At 42.0% G+C, this 21,417-nt stretch carries 19 protein-coding genes and 1 tRNA gene; 16 read left to right on the top strand and 4 right to left on the bottom strand.

Translation table 11 applies throughout. The features are described from left to right. Positions 1–18 precede the first annotated feature (18 nt). From pal to UF05_RS01235, 7 genes are all read left to right on the top strand, one after another. On the top strand, positions 19–543 hold the full coding sequence (gene pal / locus UF05_RS01265; RefSeq protein ID WP_045546157.1) for a peptidoglycan-associated lipoprotein Pal: 525 nt from the start codon (positions 19–21) through the stop codon (positions 541–543). Between the two features lie 15 nt (positions 544–558). Further along, on the top strand, positions 559–1,314 hold the full coding sequence (gene ybgF, locus UF05_RS01260) for a tol-pal system protein YbgF (protein ID WP_005495819.1): 756 nt from the start codon (positions 559–561) through the stop codon (positions 1,312–1,314). A 211-nt stretch (positions 1,315–1,525) separates the two neighbouring features. Next, positions 1,526–2,587: a quinolinate synthase NadA gene (gene nadA, locus UF05_RS01255; protein ID WP_005459805.1), complete on the top strand. Its 1,062-nt coding sequence runs from the start codon at positions 1,526–1,528 to the stop codon at positions 2,585–2,587. A 118-nt stretch (positions 2,588–2,705) separates the two neighbouring features. After that, a complete protein-coding gene (locus UF05_RS01250) occupies positions 2,706–3,749 on the top strand; it encodes an ion channel (RefSeq protein WP_045546156.1) in 1,044 nt (347 codons plus the stop codon). Further along, the gene (locus UF05_RS01245; protein ID WP_005483612.1) at positions 3,749–4,165 is read left to right on the top strand and encodes a DUF350 domain-containing protein; all 417 of its coding nucleotides are present in this window, start codon (positions 3,749–3,751) and stop codon (positions 4,163–4,165) included. Before UF05_RS01250 ends, UF05_RS01245 begins: the two co-directional genes overlap by 1 nt. Positions 4,166–4,173: 8 nt before the next feature. Further along, a complete protein-coding gene (locus tag UF05_RS01240; protein ID WP_025632636.1) occupies positions 4,174–4,743 on the top strand; it encodes a DUF1190 domain-containing protein in 570 nt (189 codons plus the stop codon). Positions 4,744–4,745: 2 nt separating this feature from the next. Next, positions 4,746–5,912 (top strand): glutathionylspermidine synthase family protein, encoded by a 1,167-nt coding sequence (locus UF05_RS01235; RefSeq protein ID WP_029838909.1) that lies wholly within the window; start codon positions 4,746–4,748, stop codon positions 5,910–5,912. 72 nt (positions 5,913–5,984) lie between these two features. Here the strand turns inward: UF05_RS01235 and UF05_RS01230 are convergent, their stop codons facing one another. Further along, positions 5,985–6,596, bottom strand: a complete 612-nt coding sequence (locus tag UF05_RS01230; RefSeq protein WP_005459839.1) for a YecA/YgfB family protein — start codon at positions 6,594–6,596, stop codon at positions 5,985–5,987. A gap of 53 nt (positions 6,597–6,649) precedes the next feature. Here UF05_RS01230 and UF05_RS01225 point away from each other — a divergent pair, with 53 nt between their 5' ends. From UF05_RS01225 to UF05_RS01200, 6 genes are all read left to right on the top strand, one after another. Continuing rightward, on the top strand, positions 6,650–9,070 hold the full coding sequence (locus UF05_RS01225) for a hybrid sensor histidine kinase/response regulator (RefSeq protein ID WP_045546155.1): 2,421 nt from the start codon (positions 6,650–6,652) through the stop codon (positions 9,068–9,070). Between the two features lie 456 nt (positions 9,071–9,526). Then, the gene (locus UF05_RS01220; RefSeq protein WP_005459815.1) at positions 9,527–9,976 is read left to right on the top strand and encodes an L-alanine exporter AlaE; all 450 of its coding nucleotides are present in this window, start codon (positions 9,527–9,529) and stop codon (positions 9,974–9,976) included. A gap of 144 nt (positions 9,977–10,120) precedes the next feature. Beyond that, positions 10,121–10,208 (top strand) — tRNA-Ser (locus UF05_RS01215). 82 nt (positions 10,209–10,290) lie between these two features. Continuing rightward, complete coding sequence (locus tag UF05_RS01210; protein ID WP_045546154.1) at positions 10,291–11,427, top strand: site-specific integrase; 1,137 nt, start codon at positions 10,291–10,293, stop codon at positions 11,425–11,427. Positions 11,428–11,550: 123 nt separating this feature from the next. After that, positions 11,551–11,922, top strand: coding sequence for a hypothetical protein (locus tag UF05_RS01205; protein ID WP_045546153.1), 372 nt, complete (start codon positions 11,551–11,553; stop codon positions 11,920–11,922). A gap of 24 nt (positions 11,923–11,946) precedes the next feature. Further along, the gene (locus UF05_RS01200; RefSeq protein WP_045546152.1) at positions 11,947–12,663 is read left to right on the top strand and encodes a hypothetical protein; all 717 of its coding nucleotides are present in this window, start codon (positions 11,947–11,949) and stop codon (positions 12,661–12,663) included. A 297-nt stretch (positions 12,664–12,960) separates the two neighbouring features. On the opposite strand, the gene UF05_RS01195 is transcribed toward UF05_RS01200, so the two are convergent. Beyond that, positions 12,961–13,497, bottom strand: coding sequence for a helix-turn-helix domain-containing protein (locus tag UF05_RS01195; RefSeq protein ID WP_045546151.1), 537 nt, complete (start codon positions 13,495–13,497; stop codon positions 12,961–12,963). Positions 13,498–13,923: 426 nt separating this feature from the next. Between UF05_RS01195 and UF05_RS01190 the strand changes: the two genes are divergently transcribed. Then, the gene (locus UF05_RS01190; RefSeq protein ID WP_045546150.1) at positions 13,924–15,621 is read left to right on the top strand and encodes a site-specific integrase; all 1,698 of its coding nucleotides are present in this window, start codon (positions 13,924–13,926) and stop codon (positions 15,619–15,621) included. A 257-nt stretch (positions 15,622–15,878) separates the two neighbouring features. Here the strand turns inward: UF05_RS01190 and UF05_RS01185 are convergent, their stop codons facing one another. Continuing rightward, positions 15,879–16,712, bottom strand: coding sequence for a hypothetical protein (locus UF05_RS01185; RefSeq protein WP_228097405.1), 834 nt, complete (start codon positions 16,710–16,712; stop codon positions 15,879–15,881). A 230-nt stretch (positions 16,713–16,942) separates the two neighbouring features. Beyond that, the gene (locus tag UF05_RS01180; protein ID WP_020840356.1) at positions 16,943–17,503 is read right to left on the bottom strand and encodes a recombinase family protein; all 561 of its coding nucleotides are present in this window, start codon (positions 17,501–17,503) and stop codon (positions 16,943–16,945) included. A 333-nt stretch (positions 17,504–17,836) separates the two neighbouring features. On the opposite strand from UF05_RS01180, the gene UF05_RS01175 reads away from it, so the two are divergent. Together UF05_RS01175 and UF05_RS01165 are read left to right on the top strand one after the other, a co-directional pair. Continuing rightward, positions 17,837–18,718, top strand: a complete 882-nt coding sequence (locus UF05_RS01175; RefSeq protein WP_029808494.1) for a DUF2971 domain-containing protein — start codon at positions 17,837–17,839, stop codon at positions 18,716–18,718. 872 nt (positions 18,719–19,590) lie between these two features. Further along, a complete protein-coding gene (locus UF05_RS01165; protein ID WP_029803422.1) occupies positions 19,591–21,228 on the top strand; it encodes a methyl-accepting chemotaxis protein in 1,638 nt (545 codons plus the stop codon). Positions 21,229–21,417: the final 189 nt, after the last annotated feature.

Below are 21,417 nucleotides of genomic sequence, written 5' to 3'. Positions count from 1 at the left end.
TTAATAAAGGAAAATAAGATGCAACTGAACAAGGTTCTAAAAGGGCTACTAATCGCGCTTCCTGTAATGGCTATGACTGCGTGTAGTTCAAGCGACGACGCAGCTTCTAACACTGGCGCAGCAACTAACAACAATGCTGCAGCAGAAACAACAGTAGCGACGCCGATCGATCAAAGCGGTCAGCTAACTGAACAAGAGCTAAAAGAGCAAGCACTTCGCGAAACTCAAACAATTTACTTCGCGTTTGACAACTCTACAATTGCAGGTGATTACGAAGAGATGCTAGCAGCTCACGCTTCTTACCTAATCAAGAACCCTGCTCTAAAAGTAACGATTGAAGGCCACGCTGATGAGCGCGGTACTCCTGAGTACAACATCGCTCTAGGCGAGCGTCGTGCTCAAGCAGTTGCTAACTACCTACAAGCGCTAGGTGTACAAGCAGATCAAATCTCAATCGTTAGCTACGGTGAAGAGAAGCCACTTCTTCTAGGTCAATCAGATGAAGTGTACGCTAAAAACCGTCGCGCGGTTCTAGTATACTAATTCGAGGAAATCCTCATGTTCAGTAACACTAAGCGCGCTGTTGCGCTTACGTTACTGGCAAGTGCAGCGAACTTCGCGTTCGCTGCACCAGCTCCAGTATCCGATCTCAACAGCACATCCTCAGCCTCTAAGAGCCGTTCATCTGAAACGGAAGTCGAGCGATTAGAGCGTCTACTACAAAATCGCAACCGTGTTCAGCTTCAAATGCAAGAGCAGATTGACCAAATGTCACAAGAGATCAGTGATTTGCGTGGTCAATTAGAGCGAAATAGCTACGAAATGCAGCAAATGTTGCAGCGTCAACGTGAGTTGTTTGTCGAGCTTGACCGTATTCGCGGTGAGATGAAGTCGGCACCGGTAAAAGAAACCAAACCAACAGAAACTAGTGGTAAATACACGCCAAATGTTGATGAGCAAACGGCATACCAAAATGCGGTTGACTTAATCCTTAAAAAGCGTGACTACACCGGTGCAATTGCTGCGTTCCAGCAGTTCCAGAAAGACTATCCTGATTCCACATACTCAGCGAATTCACACTATTGGTTAGGCCAATTGTACTTCGCTAAGAAACAGGATAAAGACGCGGTGAAAAGCTTTGCTGCGGTAGTGTCTTATAAAGACTCTAACAAACGAGCTGACGCCTTGCTTAAGTTAGGTGAAATCGCAGAGCGTAATAACAATGCCGCTCAAGCGAAAAAATACTACCAACAAGTTGTCGATGAATACCCAGGTAGTGCGTCGGCTAAACTGGCTGGCTCAAAGCTGAAATAAACACCATTCTAAAAAGGAAGCTTCGGCTTCCTTTTTCTTTTTAGATGTCTTCTGCTTTTTAAATTTTTTACAAAATTGCCACGTATAAGAAAATGCCACATGCAACAAAGATATACGTCTAGACCGCTAGAAATTCTAGTTACAGGTTGGTTTTTAAAAATTAACGAGGTTACAATACGCGGATTAAAGGAAGTTGCGTAGAGCAAGAGCAATGAGCCACATATTAGATAAAATCGACACTGTTTACCCATTCCCACCAAAACCAATTCCGTTAAGCGAAGAAGAAAAATCGTCTTATATCGCGAGCATCAAAGAGCTGCTAAAACAAAAAGATGCAGTACTGATCGCGCATTACTACACCGATCCTGAAATTCAAGCACTAGCGGAAGAAACAGGTGGTTTTGTTGGTGATTCACTAGAAATGGCTAAGTTTGGTAACCGCCACCCAGCAAGCACACTGATTATTGCAGGCGTACGTTTTATGGGGGAGTCGGCTAAAATTCTGACACCAGAAAAACGAATTCTAATGCCAACGCTGGAAGCGGAATGTTCACTTGATCTAGGTTGTCCGGCGGACAAATTCAGTGAATTCTGTGATGCACACCCAGATCATACGGTTGTTGTCTACGCAAACACTTCTGCGGCAGTGAAAGCTCGTGCTGACTGGGTGGTCACATCAAGTATCGCGCTTGAAATCGTGGAACATTTAGACGCTGAAGATAAGCCAATTATTTGGGGACCAGACCGTCATTTGGGCTCATACATTGCCAATAAAACGGGCGCAGATATGTTGCTTTGGCAAGGTGAGTGTGTAGTGCATGATGAATTTTCTGCTGATGCACTTCGTAAGATGAAGAGTGTTTACCCAGATGCTGCGATTCTTGTTCATCCAGAGTCACCAGCAAGTGTGGTGGAATTGGCTGATGCTGTCGGCTCTACAAGTCAGCTTATCAAGGCTGCGAAAGAACTCCCTCACCAACAAATGATCGTGGCAACGGATAAAGGCATCTTCTTTAAGATGCAACAACTGGTGCCAGAAAAAGAATTGATCGAAGCGCCTACGGCTGGTGCTGGCGCGACTTGTCGCAGCTGTGCACACTGTCCTTGGATGGCAATGAACGGTTTGAAAGCGATTGAAAAAGCGCTTAGTGAAGGCGGAGAAGAGCACGAAATCTTCGTAGATGAAGCGCTACGAGTGAAGTCTCTTATTCCACTGAACCGCATGCTAGACTTTGCCGAGCAGCTAAATATGCAAGTGAAAGGTAACGCGTAATCACTTCTATTTATTAAGATAAATCCCAAAAAACCAGCCGAATATGGCTGGTTTTTTTGTTTTTGATTATCAATAGTTTAATATTGATTGATTTTGTAAATGCAGGGACCGGATATTTATGGCTGTGTGGCTAGTAGTTAAAAAGTGGCTTAGTTCGCACCTATTTAAATTGAGCAACCGAAACCTTCTTGTTATTAGCATTTTGTACATCAGTTTATCGTGGGGGTTTTTGGCTCTTGCGGGTGAAAAAGCGCTAACGGACAACTTCTCCAACTTCATTTATTACCTCATGGTCACCGCTAGTACGGTGGGCTATGGAGATCACTCTCCGGTCACAGACTTAGGGAAGTGGGTTGTTGTGTTGTTTGTTATTCCCGGTGGCTTGAGTTTGTTTGCTGCATTACTGGGGCGTGTCGCTGGTTCTGCAATCGATTATTGGCGAGCGGGTATTTTGGGTAAACGGAGTGTGAGAGTGGAAAATCATATCGTATTGCTTGGGTGGAACGGGGCGAGAACAATGCACTTGATTCGTATGTTGCAACACGAAGAAGAAGGCAAGCGCCCTATCGTGTTGTGTAGTCGCTCTGATATTGAAAACCCATTGCCGGGTGAGATTCATTTTATCAAAGTGACCAGTTATACCGACGCACAGGAAATGAAGAACGCCAACATTACTGATGCGAGTTGTATCATTGTTGATAATCTTTCGGATGACATTACGCTATCCGCTGCGCTTTATTGTGCCTCTGTGAATCCTGACGCACACTTGCTGGCTTATTTTAAAGACGACGCCTTAGGTCGATTGCTCAGTCAGCATTGCCCTAAAGCAGAATGCATTCCTGCCGTAGGAGCAGAAATGTTGGCGAAAGCGGCAGTAGACCCTGGCTCTAGCGCCTTGCACCAAGAATTACTGGCATCCACCCGTGGGATGACACAGTACTCAGTCATTTATCCTGAGAATCAACCTATCACCACCATTGAGAGCATCTTTGGCTTTATCAAAAAGCGTCACCACGCGACGTTGATTGCGTTTGATATCGGCAACGGTATCCAACTCAACCCAGATTTAGATGCGGAAGTGCCACCGGGTACCAAGCTGTTTTACATTGCAGATGAACGTATTGATGATTTTGCATGGAAAGAAATGAACAAGGAACAATAATGCACATGATTGCCGGCCTGTTAGCAGGTTTTCCAAACTTTTTACTCTACTTCTCAGTATCCGTTATTTTTGTTTTGGCGTTTAAGTTCATCTACGTCAAGCTTACGCCTTATGATGAATGGCATCTGATCAAGGAAAAGCAAAATACCGCAGCCGCAGTGGCGTTGAGTGGCGCTTTTCTGGGGTATTGTATTGCGATTTCGGGTGCGGCAAAAAACTCAGTCAACATTGTCGACTTTATGGTTTGGGGCGTTGTTGCCATGCTTGCGCAAATCATCGCATTTGCCATCGTGCGTTTTATTTTGCTGCCAAGAGTTACTGAGCGTATCGAAAAAGATGAGCTGCCTGCAGGCATTGTACTTGCGGCGGTTTCTATATCGGTCGGCATGTTGAATGCTGCTTGTATGACGTACTAGGAGGAACGATGAAGCGCAGTTCCAACGTTAAACGTTCTTCCATGGATAAAAGCTTAAAGCTTGGAAAAATCATACCGTTCGCGGCATTTGGCGGAATTTTCTTCCTTGCGACCCAAGAATCAAAGACTGAAGGCTACATTTTTTCTGACGCCGATGAATGTAAATCCAACTCGCCAGAGTTTAGTGAGCAGTGTGATATTGCTTACCAAGAGGCATTGACTCGTGCTGAACGAAATGCTCCTCGTTATAACAATGAATTCGAATGTGAAAACGACTTTTACGAAGACGATTGTTACTACAGCTCAAGCTCTCGTGCTTATGTCCCTCATTTTGGCGGCTTTTTCTATAGTCGTTCAGTTAATGATTTGAAAGGTTACAACAAGAGTTATTATTCGGAACCGATGTACCGCTATAAGTCCAAATTTTATAACGGTGCAGGCCAGTTTTTTGGCTCCTATCGTAACCAGTCGACCAAAGTCGCGACCAGTAACTTAAACAAACGTGGGGGCGGAACCATTGGAAGAGCCATGTCTCGAGGTGGATTCGGGAAAGCGGTTTCGGTCAGTCGTGGCGGTTGATTATGTTTCGACGAGAGATACAAGAACGAGAAAACTGGCGTGAATTAGCACGCCAGTTTGGTTTTGGTTTTCATTCTATGTATGGGCAACCGTATTGGGATGAGAGTGCTTACTACCAATTTACGCTGGAGCAAATCGAGCACGACCTAGAATCTCCCACTGAAGAACTGCATCAGATGTGCTTGTCTATTGTGGATGAGGTGGTTCGCTGTGAGCAACTACTGACGAAATGTGCGATTCCTGAGTTGATGTGGGAACAGGTCGCGTCTTCGTGGCAACGAAAAGAGCCTTCACTCTATTCTCGTTTGGATTTTGCGTATAACGGAACATCACCAGCAAAGCTACTCGAAAACAATGCCGATACACCGACAAGTTTGTTTGAAACGGGTTTTTGGCAGTGGGTGTGGCTGGAAGATGTAGTTAACAAAGGTCGAATTCATCAAGCTGCGGATCAATTCAATATTCTTCAAGACTTTCTGATTGAGCGTTTTGCGGAGATAGCCAAATATCAACCGGGACAAACTCTCCACTTTAGCTGTTGCAAGTACACAGAAGAAGATAAAGCGACGGTACAGTATTTAGAAGACTGCGCGCGCGAGGCGGGGCTAGCGACAGCTTTTGTGCATGTCGAAGATATTGGTGTAACGGAAGACGGAAAATTTGTGGATGTGGACGAACGAGCCATTCGTTGGATGTTCAAACTTTATCCTTGGGAATTCATGTTTGAAGAGGAATACGCGAAATATTTAGCGACTGCAAACGTCAACTGGCTAGAACCCATGTGGAAATCGATTTTATCCAATAAAGCACTTTTGCCATTGTTGTGGGAACGCTTTCCAAATCATCCCAATCTTTTGCCTGCCTATTTTGCTAATGACCCAAACGCGAGTTGTTTGAACGATTATGTCATCAAACCGTTATTCTCGCGAGAGGGGGCGAATATTGAGATCGTCAAAGATGGAAAGCGCTTGGTGAAAACGCCGGGGCCTTATGAATCGAAATTCAATATCGTCCAGAAATATCATCCGCTGCCTAAGTTTGGGCAGAACCATACGTTAATCGGTAGTTGGCTCGTCAATGATAGAGCGGCGGGTATTTCGATTCGTGAAGATAGTAGCCTAGTGACACAAGATATGGCGCGCTACATTCCACATGTGATTTTGACGTAATGAAAAAGCTCTCCATTCGGAGAGCTTTTTCATATCAGATGTTCAATTTCAATGATCGACGATTACGTTATTTTATTGCTCTTCAGCCAACGCAACACCGCGTTGAGTAAGACCACATAGCATCACAGGTATAGCATTGAAGATCTCTTCAAATTGCTCTAAGCCTTCCATGCCTTGCTCTGCAAGCGTTGCAATGGTGGTTTCTGGATCGTACAACATAGTAAGAGAGAGCAGCACACCACCCAATAGGGCGCTGTCTTCGCTGTCTTCTGGCATTAACGTTTCCCAATCATCACGTGTCAGTTGCCAACCTTGAAGTACACCTTCACAGAAATCACGAGTACTTGCTGAGACAATGTCTTGCTCATCGAGAGTACAACCTTCAGGCCATTGCCAAGAACCTTCTAGCAAAGCTGGTCGAGTTTGGTTCCACATTTGTACAATTTCATCAATGTACAGTTCTAGTTGTTCACCATCTGAGAAAGGTGCTGTCTCTTCGCCGCCCCATAAGAATGGTAGCCACTCTTGAGGGTTCAACACGTTTGGCGCTGATGCCATCGCGGTTACAAAGCCTTGAGTTTTCGCTAGGTTTAGTAGTTTTCCATCAAGTTCTGGAAGAGAAAGCATGTCTTGTAGTTTCAAAATAGAATACCATTTGTTAATGGGCTGATTGGTTGCGCTCATCTTACCAATCAATCAGTGATAAATCGATATTAGGGAATGATTCGTCTACAGATATGGAAATTCGTTCGTCACTTAGAAAAAAAAGCATTCTCGCTCTCACACTGTACCTGTGTTTTTTTATCGCTACGATAGGATCGGTGGTGTACTTGGTGGTTGAGCCACCTGTCCGTGACAAACTAGAAAGAAATCTCGATTTACGTACCCAACTGCTTGCTTCCCAGATAAAAGAGCCGCTCATCACATCCACGGGCGTACTGAATAGCTTGGTTGGGCTGGCGCAAAGCTCAAACCAAAGCAATTCCCTTAAATCGACCATTCCTCAGATTTTAAGATTAAGCGATGAGATCATCGTCAGTGGTGGATTGTGGCCCAAACCAGAACTCAAAGAAGAACGATGGCGGTTTACCAGTTTGTTCTTTAACAAGAACAGTGAGGGGAACATCGATCAGATTCATTCATACAACAATCCAGAATCTGGCGGTTATGACAATGAGCCGTGGTATCGTGCAGCCGCTGAACAACCGTCAGGCACGGTGAGTTGGTCTGCGGTGTATATTGATACTTTCACTCAAGTTCAAATGATTACCGCCTCTGCGCCGTATTATAGAAATGGAGAGTTTGCAGGCGTTGCGACGGTCGACCTTTCTTTGGAGGCCTTATTCCAATTCATTCGTGAGCACACCAACCAATACTCTTTGGGTGTGGTCATTCGAGATGCTAAATCGAATGTCATCATCGAACACAACTTTCAAATCACCAAACAAATGTACATTAGTAAACTCGATTTTGGTGAATTTCATTGGAAGCTAGAAGTTGTCAATGCTAAGGCGAAAGTGGCAGATCAAGTGTTCGAGCAAGTCATGAGTGTTGAAGGCGGCATCATCCCATTCTTATTGCTATGCGTTCTCGTTGGGTACTATTTACTTAACCGATACATTGTCGAACCTATCGTACGAATCGCTACAAAAATTGATGATTCCAAAACTGGCGGGATCATTGATATCGATTACGGAAGTGAGGACGAAATCGGCCATCTCATTACCAAATTCAACGAGAAGACCATTTACCTCGAACAAGAGAGAGTAAAAGCCCAAGCGTCGACAAATGCCAAAACTGCTTTTCTTGCCACTTTGTCGCATGAAATACGTACGCCGATGAATGGGGTACTCGGCACCGCTCAAATCCTGCTCAAAACGCCGTTAACGGACGAACAAAGAAAACACCTCAGTACATTATACGATTCTGGTGATCACATGATGACGCTACTGAACGAGATTCTTGATTACTCCAAGATAGAGCAGGGACATGTAGAGTTTTCGAACTCACCATTCCCCATAGAATCGATCATCGGCAGTATAAAAAGCGTTTATCATACCTTGTGTGCAGAGAAAGGATTGCAGTTTAAGGTGACGTCGTTAGTCCCAGTTGGGCGCTGGTATGACAACGACAAAGCGCGCCTTCGTCAAGTGTTGTTTAATTTACTCAATAACGCCGTTAAGTTTACTGATAGAGGCATTGTTGAAGTGACGCTGAGTGAGCAAACTCACTATGACAAAACTGTGTTGGTTATCGCGATAAAAGACACGGGAATAGGGATATCTAAAGAGGCGCAAAAACGTATATTTCGCCCATTTGAGCAAGCAGAATCATCAACCACAAGGCGCTTCGGCGGGACTGGCCTTGGCCTTGCAATTGTCAAAGAGATCGCCGAGCACATGGGCGGTCATGTGATTGTGCAAAGCCAAGAAAATATCGGCACTACATTTACGGTTGAAGTTGAGATCTCTCCTTGCGAACCGGGGAAAGTGGAATCAGGACATAGGCACAAGCTCAATTGCAATGGTTTGAAGGCCTTGATAGTAGAGGACAATCGAACCAACGCCATCATTATGGAAACCTTCTTAAGAGCAAAGGGCTTTGAATGCTCAAGTGTTGAAAATGGGCAGCTAGCGGTAAATAAAATAGCTGTAGAGCCGTTCGATTTAATATTGATGGACAACCATATGCCTGTCCTTGATGGAGTTGGGGCAATCTCAGCAATTCGCTCCATGAGCAGCGCTGCGAAGTCGGTACTGATATTTGGTTGTACTGCAGATGTGTTCAAAGAGACCCAAGAGCGCATGTTAGGCGTAGGCGCTGACCATATCATTGCTAAACCAATAGTGGAGTCCGAACTGGATGATGCTTTGTACCGACATGCCGATTTGCTGTATCAATATCAAACCAAGCAAAATCAACAAGCATTAGAAGTGTTGGGAACCGATTCTTTGCTGATTAGCTTTTATGTCGCTCTAGATAATGGCAACCTCGGAGACGCGCTTGATGCGCTACTTGCTATAATGGATAGCCTTCAACCTAATACAGATGAGGTATTGTCGGAGGTAATCACTAGGATTAAACGCGATCTACTGCGTCAATCTCCACCCGATCAGGAAGATATAGACACATTAACTATGTTACTTGCTACGCCGTAATATACAGGTAAAAAAGCAGTCCATTTGTTTTCTTCGCCGCTCTTTTGGCACTTCCTGAACTTCAGCGTATTTTTACCATATCGGTAGCGCTTTGTGCCGTCATTTATACTCTGAGTTTTTACATCTAGGTAGCATAAGCGTTTGTAATTGGTGTAATAAAACCAAATTTTGTTCCAATTCTATACCATCTACTCATTTTCAACCCTCTTAAAAGTAAGCCATTTCCATATTTTTGTGCCTTTTTTACCCTTAAAATCCTGTTTTTTCTCTAAAACGGTGAAAAAAACTACTTTTGTTTCTAAAGTTGGTTATTAATTTACAACTTCATTTTAAATATGGAGCCATAATCTACAAATGTTGTGATTTAATAGTGTCATTAACTGGTAATTAAGTTGTGTGGCAGTTAATCATATTTAGTTCTTTATTAATTGCAGTGTTTGATTTTAGGGGTTGTAAATGAAGTCTCGTGGACCATTTTGTATTCGTCATGCCGCCGCGGATACTTTTGCTATGGTTGTTTTTTGCTTTATTACAGGGATGATTATCGAGATTTTGATTTCAGGAATGACGTTTGAGCAGTCTCTGGCATCACGCACGTTGTCTATACCAGTAAATATCGCGATTGCTTGGCCTTATGGCATGTTCCGTGATTGGGTTTTGCGCCAAGGTAACAAACTTTCACCTTCTTCTTTCATGAAAAATGTGTCTGATCTTGTATCGTATGTGCTTTTCCAATCACCTGTGTACGCCGGCATTCTTTTAGCCGTTGGTGCATCGTATGATCAAATTGTTACGGCAGTTGCGAGCAACGCTGTGGTTTCTTGTGGAATGGGCGTGTTATACGGCTACTTTTTGGATATGTGCCGTCGTTGGTTCCGCGTTCCGGGTTATCATCAAGGCGTTTGATTGACACTGTTTTGTTCAATTTAGTTACTTAGTGAGCAAACGAGTGTAAAAGAAGGCTTTTTTTACGGTTTAGCCTTGACCATGAGGCTCATAATCATTAAATTAGCGCCTCGTTAGCCAAGAATGCTAACCACAATTTGATTCGGTGAGTTGTCCGAGTGGCTGAAGGAGCACGCCTGGAAAGTGTGTATACGGCAACGTATCGAGAGTTCGAATCTCTCACTCACCGCCACATTCTAAAGGTCTGATTTATCAGGCCTTTTTTCTTATTAAAGGCTTATTGAGATAACGCTAGCCCACACTGGAGCTAACACATGTTATCGAATCAAAGGCTATCTTCTAGAAAATCACTTTACCTTATTACCAGTAGGACGGGTGTTTTTACGTTCCGCTGGAATCTTAGAGTTAATGGTAAGCACCACCAGCCAACATTGAGTCTAAAAACGAGAGACTACCTACAAGCGGTTAAGTTCGCGTCAGAAATAGCAATTCGCATACAGCAAATTACTCTCCCAACCTTAGAAGACATCAAGTCAATCTATAGTGATTTTAAAGGCTCTCAGTCAAAGAAAGCTCTTTTGCTTCAGAGTATTGATATCTCTAATCATCTAACAGACCTCAGTATCAAAAGCCAAACAGAATACAAAAACTGTTGGAATAGCTTTGTTAGCTCTCTAAGCCAATCAACTACGTTAGATAGTGTCAGACAGTCACACATTGAGCAATGGAAGAAAACCCAAACTTGTAGCCTTACTACTATGAAGAAGAAGCTTAGATTACTGTCTAGTTGTTTCGGCAGAGTTGGTCATAAAGTAGAACAAGATTGGTTCAAAGTAGCAGTCGAAAAGACACCAGTTAGACCTAAACGAGCTATAACCAAGCAAGAGCTAGGAGAGCTTTTGAGAGCCACGCAGAGCTATAAAAAGAGTAAAGATGAATGGAAGTATTATCTTCCTCGTATAGCGGCTCTAACAGGCTGTAGGCTCAATGAAATAGCCCAGTTGAGGGTGTGTGATGTTCAATTGGGAGATGAACCAACATTGAGCATAAATGATGATCATGATGATAAAAAACTAAAGAATTCATCGAGTAAGCGAGTTTTGCCCGTTACTACTCCTTTACTGAATTTACTAAATGAGTTGGTAGCAGGTAAAGGAAAGAATGAACACCTATTCACTCTTCCATACAGTAAACAAAATGGCTATGCAGGAAAGCCTAGTAAGTACTTCTCAGAGCTTTTAAAGTCATTAGATATCAAAGAGGTATCATTTCACTCTCTACGCCACTACGTGGTTACAGAGCTATTTAATGCAGGAGTGAAAGAAGAGCTGATAGGTTCACTGATGGGGCATAGTGTGGGTAAGTTAACTACAGGTAAAATTTATTTGTCTGGTTTTTCTTATAACAACAAACTCAAGGCTTTAGATATGCTTTCTGTAGGTTTTTTCTGAAATTTCATTGTCTTAGTTCCTTTACTTACGGTTGCATAGTTAACATTAGATATGTGTAGTTAGCGAAGTATGCTGCTACTGCTAAAAAAGCAAATGTTACTAAACTAATTTCGTGAGGCTTTAATGAAAATCAAGCAAGTAAAATCAGCTTTCATACTTATGCTGGCTACTGTCGCTATTGTAGGGTGCAGTTCTCGCCCGACCAAAATAACAACTATGGAAACTGGTGTTCCAGCAGATTATGAAGCGTTGCCGATAACTCAAGCCTCTGCATTTTCTTTTGACTTATTTAATGTAATCCCTATTCGAAGAGGCAGTCGTGAAGTTCGAGCACGAGAGGATATTTTAAAGAAATCTGGTGGTGAAGATATTATTAACCCAATGATATCTAGTGGTTTTTTCTGGACGCCAATTGGTAACTTTGAGCGTATTACGATCCAAGGAACACCTATTAGGAAAAAATCCAATCTACCACCACAACTAGCAGTTGAGTGATCGATATAAATTGGAAATTGTTAGGTGAAAAAATATACAAATCGCACTCTAGATAATCACGTTTTCAGCGGTGATAGTGTAAATACTACGGTGACGTTTCGTGATGTGGTTGCCAGTGATGTAACTTTCAATGAGCCGGAGTCTATCCCAACTGAGAACAAAACCCCTTGGAGTGGGCGTACTGCTACTGTATCTAGTGTTAAGCGTGGTAAAACATGCAAGTCTGACAAGCCTAAACGTGCTCGTCGTCCACCAAAGGTTAGGATGACAAGTGAGATTCAACGACAGTTAGAGGCGTTAGGCTTCACTCGAAAGGGTGATGCCAAAGCTTCAAAAAAGGTGAGTGAGCATAAAAACTTTAAAGAAAACAAATCTATAAAAAGATACAAAACAAGGCAGCGCAAGCAACTAACAGTCGAAGAGGCTAAAAGTGTGGTTATGCGCCTTTATTCTCAACCTGACAAATGGGGCGATCCAGAGTTTAAAATGGCTTTCAGAACACTAACTGGTCAAAGTCAAGTGATGTCTCTAAGTGAAGCTAAAGGAGTTGTATACCAGTGGTATCACTTTGAAGCTAAGCGATATCAATTAGAGTATTCGATAGCGTGTTTACTACTGTCAGGGATTTGGATTGCTCCAAAAACTAGATTGAAGGAAGGTATGTCGAAGCAGATTCAAGCTCGATGTGATAGACGGGACTTGAATGCAGGATTCAAAGGGAGTTGGGTATATCGAAACTAGGCTACTTTCATACATGTACGAATAGAGGATTTGTCCGTTTACCATGACTATCCACTGAGAGGGTAAGGATTCACTGAAAGGGGGAAGTGGTTATCTATATCTATCTTTCCATCTATCTCCTTTCTTTCAGTGTCTAACTCAAGTATTTAGTATGATAAATAGTAGGATAGATAGTATGTTCCTTAGTATGTTTGTCTAAACTGAGTATATGGGGATAGGAAAGCCAGTTTATTGGGGGGGCAACATGTGTTTATAGGGGGGATAACACAGAGAAAGAAAGCCTCCGAAGAGGCAATCTTAGAACGGTGATTCATCAACTTCTAATTCTTCTTGTACAAAATCATGCCACCAGTCACTGGTTGTTTGACCTTGCTCTCTCGGTGGTTGAACTACATCAGCAGTTAAACCAGCTAGAGTTTCTGAATCATTGGTTTCTGAAATATCATCCGTTTGTGATTCCAAACTCACAGTGTCACTAGCTCCATTTGTAGGGCTAGAATTTTCTGCCTCCTCTTCCTTAGGTCTTGGAATCCCAAGCCATGTATAAAGTTTTGAAGTAGAGCCGCCCTGTGGCGTGGTTCTATACTTGCTCTTTATAAACCCTAGTTCTTCGAACTTTTTCAATGCGCGGTTAACTGCAACTGTTGAGCAACCTGCATTGTCAGCGAGAGTTTTTTGACTTGGATAGCAAGTGAACACATTAATCCCCCTTTTATCGCTTAAATAGCTAGAGAGAGCAACTAACACCATAGTTTCAGTGGTTGTTGATTTGTGTGACTTTTTTAGATTGGCTTCAATGATTTGTTTAGTGATAGAAAATTGATTTCTAGGCATAAACTATAGTTCCTCTTGATTCAGGAAACTATGGATTGCTCCAAACCTTTTCAGCATGCATCTATGTGTATCCACAATTCCATATGTGAAAGACAGCACCATCCAGACAGTTGCTTGGATGGAGTAGATAGTCTAGGTGAAAGTGGGATTAAAAAAGTCAGCAGAATGTATGTTTTTGCGATAGAATGAGCCCACACAACTACATACACTAGCGTGCTAGTCTTGTTTTCTCAGTGCAGATAAGTCATTGATCTTTATACGGCACATCGCCGATAGGTGATGCTAATTGCGTAGCAATACGTATCGAGAGTTCGAATCTCTCACTCACCGCCACATTCTATAAGCCCTTGTAGTGTAAGAACTTCTTATAATACAGGGGTTTGGTGTTTTAATGTAAGCTGCCTACTGGTACAAAGAGTAGGTACAATGTCGAACATCATGGCAAGTCCTTATAAGCATCCTCAAACTGGTGTTTACTACTTTAGAATGGCTGTCCCAAAAAAGCTGGTTCCTATAATCGGTAAGACAGTCTTCAAAAAATCTCTTCAAACTAAAAATCTTTCTGAAGCTAAACCACGATTTACTGAGTGTCTATCCGATGCACAGAAGCAGATCGCCGTTGCTCAGTTAAAGCTATCTAATTCATCCAATGTCGAACTCAATGTTAGAGACTGCGCAATCATCGCAGAGCGTTGGTATGAGTACGTAAAGAATGAAGTTGACACCTCTGGTAACTACGATTTTTTCCTAAAAAGGGTTTTAGATGCGGAAGGCACAGTCCGTGAATTTGGCTTGTCTGATACTTTGTCCATATGTGGCAACGAGGTTGATACTGCTACCCCTGACCAGCTTCAAGAGCTAGCAGATGAACTAAAAGAGTTTATTGTTGCTCAACTAGATAGAGAGGGTTTAGTTGTCTCTTCTCACAGTGAGTCTTTCCGTCAATTAGCAGTAGCTTTCTATCACTACATTCATCGCATCGAAGCGCTATGTAGAGCGCGTTACAACCGTGACTATGGCTACGAAGCAATATCTAATCCTATTGCAGATAAACCTCTATCAGTTAACCCTTTAGCCAATAAACATCAGCCTAAACGCAAAAAGGCATCTCAATACTCCATATCTAATGTGTTTAAGAGGTATCACCAGTCTGAGATTCTTAAAGACAAAGACGCTAAAGCATTGTACGAGGCTGGCCTTCAGATTGAGCGTCTAATCGAAGTTATCGGAGATCTGGATGTTACTGAGGTAACTCGTGCGCATATCGTTGAGTTTCGAGATACATTGCTTCAGTTACCTAAGTCTAAAATTGCAAGTATCAGGAATAGACCTCTTCTAGAACAAATTGAACTTGTAAAGATACAAGGTCTAGAGACTTTAAGTGCTACTACGGTGAAGAACTGTCTACGCAAGACCTCTGTTGTGTTTAGCTATGCCATTGAACTAGGCATAATCGACTCTAATCCACACGTAGGTGTGCGTGTTGCCACGGCGGAGAAGAAGACTGAAGCAAGTGAGGGAAAAGGCTACACTGACTCAGAAATGCGTCGACTGTTCCAAGCTGACGTATTTAATGATGCTAATGCTCGTAAACCTTATGGTATGGCTTGTTATTGGGTTCCTTTGTTGTGCAGATATACAGGTGCACGCCTAGAGGAAATGTCTAAACTACATAAGTCAGATGTATCCCAATCAGATTCAGGCATACATTACCTCAACATCCGTAGAGGTGAGGGGCAAAGCGTTAAGAATAACTCTTCACTGAGACACGTACCTATCCCTGCTCATCTGATAGAACTAGGTTTCTTAGATTATGTTGCGGAGTCAGTTGGCTTCTTGTTCCCTGAGCTTAAAGAGAACAAATACGGTAAGAAATCAGCGGCACTCAGTAAGTGGTGGGGTCAAACAGTCAGGTCTCTAGGTGTACACACAACCCAACCAGCTCATGCCTTTAGGCATACTTTCAAGACGGCTCTGCGCAGATTGGGTATTGCTGATACTGTTAGTGACGCTATTACTGGTCATACTCCAGCGGGTGTAGGCGGTTCATATGGTACGGTTGAGTTAGAGACGAAGAAAGAAGCTATCGACCGTCTCCCTCGTTTAGCTTTAAGTAGGCTATAAGAGTATCACTTAGTTACGGTTTACAGGTGCTATTGTTAAAACGTTCTTCACGAGGTGTTTTAATTTAAGTTATTGTTTTTTTTAGGTATTAACTTTTATTGATTTATTTTAAATATCCCTATAGTGACCACCTAGAGATCTTGGCGGTCACAAGTGACCACCCTAGCGTCTTTCCAAAGATCCGCATTACCTTGCGGCTACCGCTGAGACCTCTCTGTGGGGTTCTGCTGTGGCCGCTAGGTGTTCACTATGACTCGTTAGAACATATCGTCGTCAGTAGAATTGTCTTCACAGTATTTAAGGACAACTTTGTCTTCATCCCACTTACGTTTGACTACTATCCCTAGTGATTTCTTGTCTAGGCTATTTAAGGCTTTCCTGAAAGCTATAGGGTTTCTTTTGATTAACTCAATAAGGGTGCTTTGTTGACGAAATATTTCTATTTGTTCTATCTCTTCTTCAGATAAATCATCCTCAAACTTATTACCCTTATAAGCTTTTGCTAACCTACTAATGATTGGAAACCCATCTTTATCAAAGTCACAAAGCGTTACCTCAAACCTCTTCATTAATCTTCTTCTGAGTTTTTCTGCGGCTTTTTGATAATCACTAAACCACTCTTTAAAACTAGGCAAACCAACTTCAGCGCAGGCTTTCTGAGCGTTCACAATGTGTAATCCTTGAGAGTGGCTACAATCAAATAACTTAGCGGTTTCTCTCTTCGAAAGAATCTTTAGGTTCTCCCCCTGCATCAAAGATTGCTTAAACTTGTTTTGCCACATTTCAGACTGATCTAAGGCTGTACCGTGTTCTATGTTCTTAGTGAGAGAATCCAGATAGGCTTCAGCTTCTGTATAACCTCGATAGACCTTTACTGGTACTGAAAGGACTTTGCTTGGGTTATCTTTAAGGAACACATGGCATGCTTCAGTGCGATGGAAACCACTAACCACATACAACTCACCATAAATCTCATAGGCTTCTATTGGTTCTCTGATGCCATTGCCATTTTCTATACTGGTAAGAATATTTTTGAGTTGTCTTTGTCTGCTGTTTATTGAAGCTGCTCTGTCTGCTTTGAAACCTTTCATCGAGAACAAGCTGTCTAGGGTCAATTTGCTCTAAAGTATAATGTTTCATCATCTTATACTGCTGGTGGAACTCTATCTTGATTATTAGTTGGTATGAATTAACCTCACAACCACGCTACCGCCTAAGTAATCTGGGTAGGGGGGAGGGTTAGGGGTAAATAGTTTGTTCTTCGATTGCACTGCCTAGTTATTCTTAAAAACCATGTGTGATTGGATTTTTTGATTTTTACTTACATGGCGCTCGTTGATAGTGCTCTTTGTACCGTTGAAAGAGATACGCCTACTTGGGCGGCTATCTTCCGTAAAGATACTCCTTGAGAGCGTAACTCTGAGATACGTTGATGGTTTGTTTTGTTCGTTGGTCTACCTTTATATCTCCCTGCTGCTTTAGCTTTCTCAATACCTTCCTGACGTCTTTCCTGAATCATTGCTAACTCGAATTGAGCTACAGCTCCTAGCATGTTCAGCATGAGCTCAGACATATGATCACTTCCACCAGCATTAAAGCTTAGGTTTTCCTTGTGGAATCTCACGCTAACACCTTGGTTAGTCCAGTCGTTTATTAGCTGCTTTAAATCAACCAAATTACGCGCTAGGCGGTCGATGCTATGAACATGGATTGTATCTCCTTCTCGAACGTAGTCTTTAAGAGCTTCTAATGCTGGTCGTTTGGTTGAACCACCACTGCATTTATCTGTAAAGCTCTTATCAAAGGTGATACCAGAATCTGTAAGTTGACGGTCTGTATTTTGGTCTGTGGTCGAAACACGTAGATAAGCTATGTGTGCCATTAGGTGTACCCGTTTAACTCTTAGATGATAGAAATTTTATTGTGGTCACAATTCAAATTCAACCCTATTGGGTACTGTTTGATCAAGGTTTGACCGTAGTCGTTTGGGTATACCTAATGGGTACGTTAAGTTGTTTGGTTAAATTGGATACTGCGGTCTTATTGAGACACGTAATCGTAAGATACGTGCTCCATATGATAATCGTGGGGTGTTTTATAGAGAATTATTAGCTAGTTGCATCCAGCGTTGGGAGCATGCTTTTGTATTAACACCTTATTAATTTGTACTATCCTAGTTACCTCTACTCTTAGATTGTCTCCGAGGAAGGATAAAATGGATGATTCACCGATGTTGTACCGATTCTTTTCAGATAACCTAGATAATTTCACTGCACTTGCTACAAGTTATTTATGGTTTAGTAATATTGATGCGTTCAATGACCCATTTGAAGGTTGTGTCACTGATCTTTCATATTATGTAGATGCGGAGGAATATTGTGACCGCCGTTTTATCAACCTTTTTAAACATTCAAGAGCATTCAGGGACATAAGTCTTGCAGATAAAGAACAGATGCTATTAAAACTCAAGTTTAAAGGTGATGATGCATGGTTGGAATTTAAGCGTAAGCAGTTAAAAGTGTTTGAGAAAGCACACAAGAAAACAGTATCTAATTTAATCAATAATTATAAGTGGTGTTGCTTTTCTGAACCTAGTGAAAAGAACCTTTCTCCGATGTCTAATCGTCTTATGTGGTCGCACTATGCAAATGGCTTACGGGGGTTTGTCATTGAATTTGAAAAGGAAGCTCTGATTGATAGCTTAGATCATTATCATGGGGATCATGTTCTGATGTCTAAGATTGATTACGAGGATTTAAAACCTATAAACTTTTACGACGATTTAGCTGAATTAGTGGAAAATAACAGCCCTACATTGGGTAAGTTACTAAGCATTAAATCTGTTGATTGGGAGTACGAGTCAGAGTTTAGATTAGGTACTAAAGAGTCAATGGTGAACTACGACCCTAAAGTTATTTCACGAGTTGTTATAGGTGAGAAGATGAGTCAGCGGTATAGAGAGCTACTGCTGTCACTTCTTAGGGGGCATCCAGTGCTTGATAAAGTGTTGGTAGAAGAAGCTTACGTTGATAGAAAAGACTTTGATATTAAGACTAAGGTCATAAAAAATAATGAGTTGGTAGCAGAGAATGTCTAATCTTCATGACCTGATCGAGCGTAGAGCAAACTTTTCTAAAATTATGGAAAGTATCAATTTGAGCTCATCTGAATACGAGTTTTTGGAGCTTTCTTATTTAGAGTTAGTAGGTGGTGATTTTGATGATGAGTTTTTCAAGACGATAGCCCTTAAACTGCAAAATCAATCTGTAAATGTTAGAGACAACATAGACGACATAATTAGTGACGTGTCTAGTTAAGTAACTATAGTTAGTAAGACATTATCACCGGAGTGGGACAGGAAGCATACCTATCAATCCTGCTCCTAAAATACACTAGAGGTGGTACAAAAAAGTGGTACAAAGTAAATAGACGTTGTATTGTTAACTTGTTGATTTTAATTGTTTTAAACTTGGTAGCTTGCAATCGAGAGTTCGAATCTCTCACTCACCGCCACATTCGAAGCCCTAGCAGATCAGCTGGGGCTTTTTCGTTTTATCAATTCGTATTTTCTTCTTCCTTTCCTTATTCTTCTCGAAAAGCCTATTTATATCCATCTATTTCAATTTATTTGTTGCTGTAAGCTTTAAACATAAATAGATCATCTGCCTAACGTCATTCACTGTTTGGTGTGATTCTAAGGAAAATATGAATAAAATCAGGCTACGTTGAAATCAACTTAAGTACTATTTTGTTACACTTTTTACGTCGTGAATCATTTATTTTTTATCATTCTTGTGATTTGCCTCGGTTAAAGAAAATTTCCTATAAATCAATTAATTGTTGAAAACAAAACCGTTATCAAAAAGACAAAAAATATTAGATAAAGTTGATCTAGTTAATCAGTTGAATAGTCCATTTTTTTGATATGATAGTGAACGAATTGTACATATATATTAAGGGAATCTATTCATGTTCCAAAACTTTACAATCAAACAAAAGATAGTGATTCCTCTATCTTTGATAATTGGATTGTTCACCGTGAGCTCAGTATTAAATGTTATGACAACGAGCAAGCAATCTGAATTAAGCGACACCTTAAATGAACAGATCGTACCAAACCTGTTCACGATTGAAGATGCGTACCGCGATCTCTACCAAGCGACTTCTGCTGTTCAAGGTATTGCCTTAGCAGAAACACAAGCAGATATTGATCATCACATTAACGAGTACAAAGACAATGCTTACAAAGCGTTACCGCGTATGGAAAAAGTGATTGAGCTATCGCGTGCGGGAGTGATGCCTGCATCACACGGTGCTGATGTGCAAAAACTGGTGACTTTAGGTCAAAAGTGGTTACAAAGTTACGAAGTGATGTTGAGCAAGCCTCAATCTCAATGGCTAAGCTACTACAACGAGCACAAGAACACGTTTGAGGAGCAATTTGTTGATGTTCGAGCCCAGCTCAATGTCGTGAAAAGTGCTATCGAAGATAAGCAAGGTGAGTTGAAGTCAGACATTTCAGCGGCGACTGCACGAGCAGAATCGATTTTAGAAATGGGTATCATCGTTGTGATCTTAGCGGCGCTTGGCATGGTGTTCCTGCTGCTACGCACAGTACTTAAACCATTAAACGACATCAAAGACGCAATGGCGCAAATCGCTTCGGGTGATGGTGATCTTAGCCAACGAATCCAAATTAACACGCAAGATGAAATCGGTCAGCTGGCGAAGGCATTTAACGAGTTTGTTTCTAAAATTCAAGCGACCGTGTCACAGGTGATTGATAGCTCAAACACGCTTCGTCAAGAGATGGCAAACTTAAGCTCGCTCACCGCGACGATTGCAGATTCGACAGTATCTCAACAGCGCGATAGCGAAGCAGTTGCTGCAGCAGTGCATGAAATGCAAGTGACTAGCCGCAATGTGAGCGAGAGTGCAAATGAAGCAGCAGTTGCAAGCCAAACCGCGAATGATGAGCTTTCTAATACCAATGTGATTTTGGAGCAAACGGTCGGCTCGATTCGTGACTTGGCTGGAGAGATCGAAAGCGCAAGCCATGTGATCAATACGCTAGATAATGATGTGAGCGATATTGCCTCTGTATTAGATGTAATTCGCGGCATTGCAGAACAAACTAACTTACTTGCACTGAATGCGGCGATTGAAGCGGCGCGAGCGGGTGAGCAAGGTCGTGGTTTTGCTGTGGTTGCTGACGAGGTACGCTCTCTTGCAAGTCGTACGCAGCAAAGTACGGGTGAAATCCAAGCTATGATTGAAAAGCTTCAGTCTGGAGCAGGGCAAGCTGTAGAAGTGATGCGTGGTAGCCAAAACAGCAGTGAAGAGACCATTCAATCTGCTGGGCGAGCAAGCGAATCTCTGGCTGAAATTCTCAATGCAATTTCACGCATGAATGAGATGAACACGCACATTGCAACTGCAGCGAGTCAACAAAGTACAGTGAGCGATGAAGTGAATACCAACGTTCAGGGTATTGCAGACAGCAGTACTTCGATTGTTGATATCGTCACGCAGGCTCAGCAATCACTTGCGATGCTGTCACAACAAACTCAGAGATTGGATCAGCAAGTCAGCCAGTTCCGAGTTTAAGCTCTGACATTTGAAATTGATGCGAAACAGCCCGCCGATGTGCGGGCTCTTTTTTAGCTGATGTTTAACGTAGCTTTTCGCCAATTGGATTTAATCAATTAAATCTGGACTTGAACCCCAAATTCTGTACAAACACTCGCCGTTTTTATCATCAAATTACTCACTTTTTGACCCGCCAACTTGTACACA

It is taken from the genome of Vibrio sp. S457-15 (genome assembly GCF_000960545.1).
Classification (GTDB): domain Bacteria; phylum Pseudomonadota; class Gammaproteobacteria; order Enterobacterales; family Vibrionaceae; genus Vibrio; species Vibrio parahaemolyticus.
The sequence above is the reverse complement of the archived record's forward strand: the minus strand, read 5'-3'. Positions and strand labels throughout refer to the sequence as shown.

Bases quoted from the DNA above. Each gene is read 5' to 3' on its own strand.
- UF05_RS01195 (WP_045546151.1), bottom strand. From the start codon at position 13,497: ATGCCTAGAAATCAATTTTCTATCACTAAACAAATCATTGAAGCCAAT.
- UF05_RS01205 (WP_045546153.1), top strand. From the start codon at position 11,551: ATGAAAATCAAGCAAGTAAAATCAGCTTTCATACTTATGCTGGCTACT.
- UF05_RS01235 (WP_029838909.1), top strand. From the start codon at position 4,746: ATGTTTCGACGAGAGATACAAGAACGAGAAAACTGGCGTGAATTAGCA.
- pal (WP_045546157.1), top strand. From the start codon at position 19: ATGCAACTGAACAAGGTTCTAAAAGGGCTACTAATCGCGCTTCCTGTA.
- UF05_RS01230 (WP_005459839.1), bottom strand. From the start codon at position 6,596: ATGAGCGCAACCAATCAGCCCATTAACAAATGGTATTCTATTTTGAAA.
- UF05_RS01165 (WP_029803422.1), top strand. From the start codon at position 19,591: ATGTTCCAAAACTTTACAATCAAACAAAAGATAGTGATTCCTCTATCT.
- UF05_RS01210 (WP_045546154.1), top strand. From the start codon at position 10,291: ATGTTATCGAATCAAAGGCTATCTTCTAGAAAATCACTTTACCTTATT.
- ybgF (WP_005495819.1), top strand. From the start codon at position 559: ATGTTCAGTAACACTAAGCGCGCTGTTGCGCTTACGTTACTGGCAAGT.
- UF05_RS01220 (WP_005459815.1), top strand. From the start codon at position 9,527: ATGAAGTCTCGTGGACCATTTTGTATTCGTCATGCCGCCGCGGATACT.
- UF05_RS01245 (WP_005483612.1), top strand. From the start codon at position 3,749: ATGCACATGATTGCCGGCCTGTTAGCAGGTTTTCCAAACTTTTTACTC.
- UF05_RS01250 (WP_045546156.1), top strand. From the start codon at position 2,706: ATGGCTGTGTGGCTAGTAGTTAAAAAGTGGCTTAGTTCGCACCTATTT.
- nadA (WP_005459805.1), top strand. From the start codon at position 1,526: ATGAGCCACATATTAGATAAAATCGACACTGTTTACCCATTCCCACCA.
- UF05_RS01240 (WP_025632636.1), top strand. From the start codon at position 4,174: ATGAAGCGCAGTTCCAACGTTAAACGTTCTTCCATGGATAAAAGCTTA.
- UF05_RS01180 (WP_020840356.1), bottom strand. From the start codon at position 17,503: ATGGCACACATAGCTTATCTACGTGTTTCGACCACAGACCAAAATACA.
- UF05_RS01185 (WP_228097405.1), bottom strand. From the start codon at position 16,712: ATGAAAGGTTTCAAAGCAGACAGAGCAGCTTCAATAAACAGCAGACAA.
- UF05_RS01175 (WP_029808494.1), top strand. From the start codon at position 17,837: ATGGATGATTCACCGATGTTGTACCGATTCTTTTCAGATAACCTAGAT.
- UF05_RS01190 (WP_045546150.1), top strand. From the start codon at position 13,924: ATGTCGAACATCATGGCAAGTCCTTATAAGCATCCTCAAACTGGTGTT.
- UF05_RS01225 (WP_045546155.1), top strand. From the start codon at position 6,650: ATGGAAATTCGTTCGTCACTTAGAAAAAAAAGCATTCTCGCTCTCACA.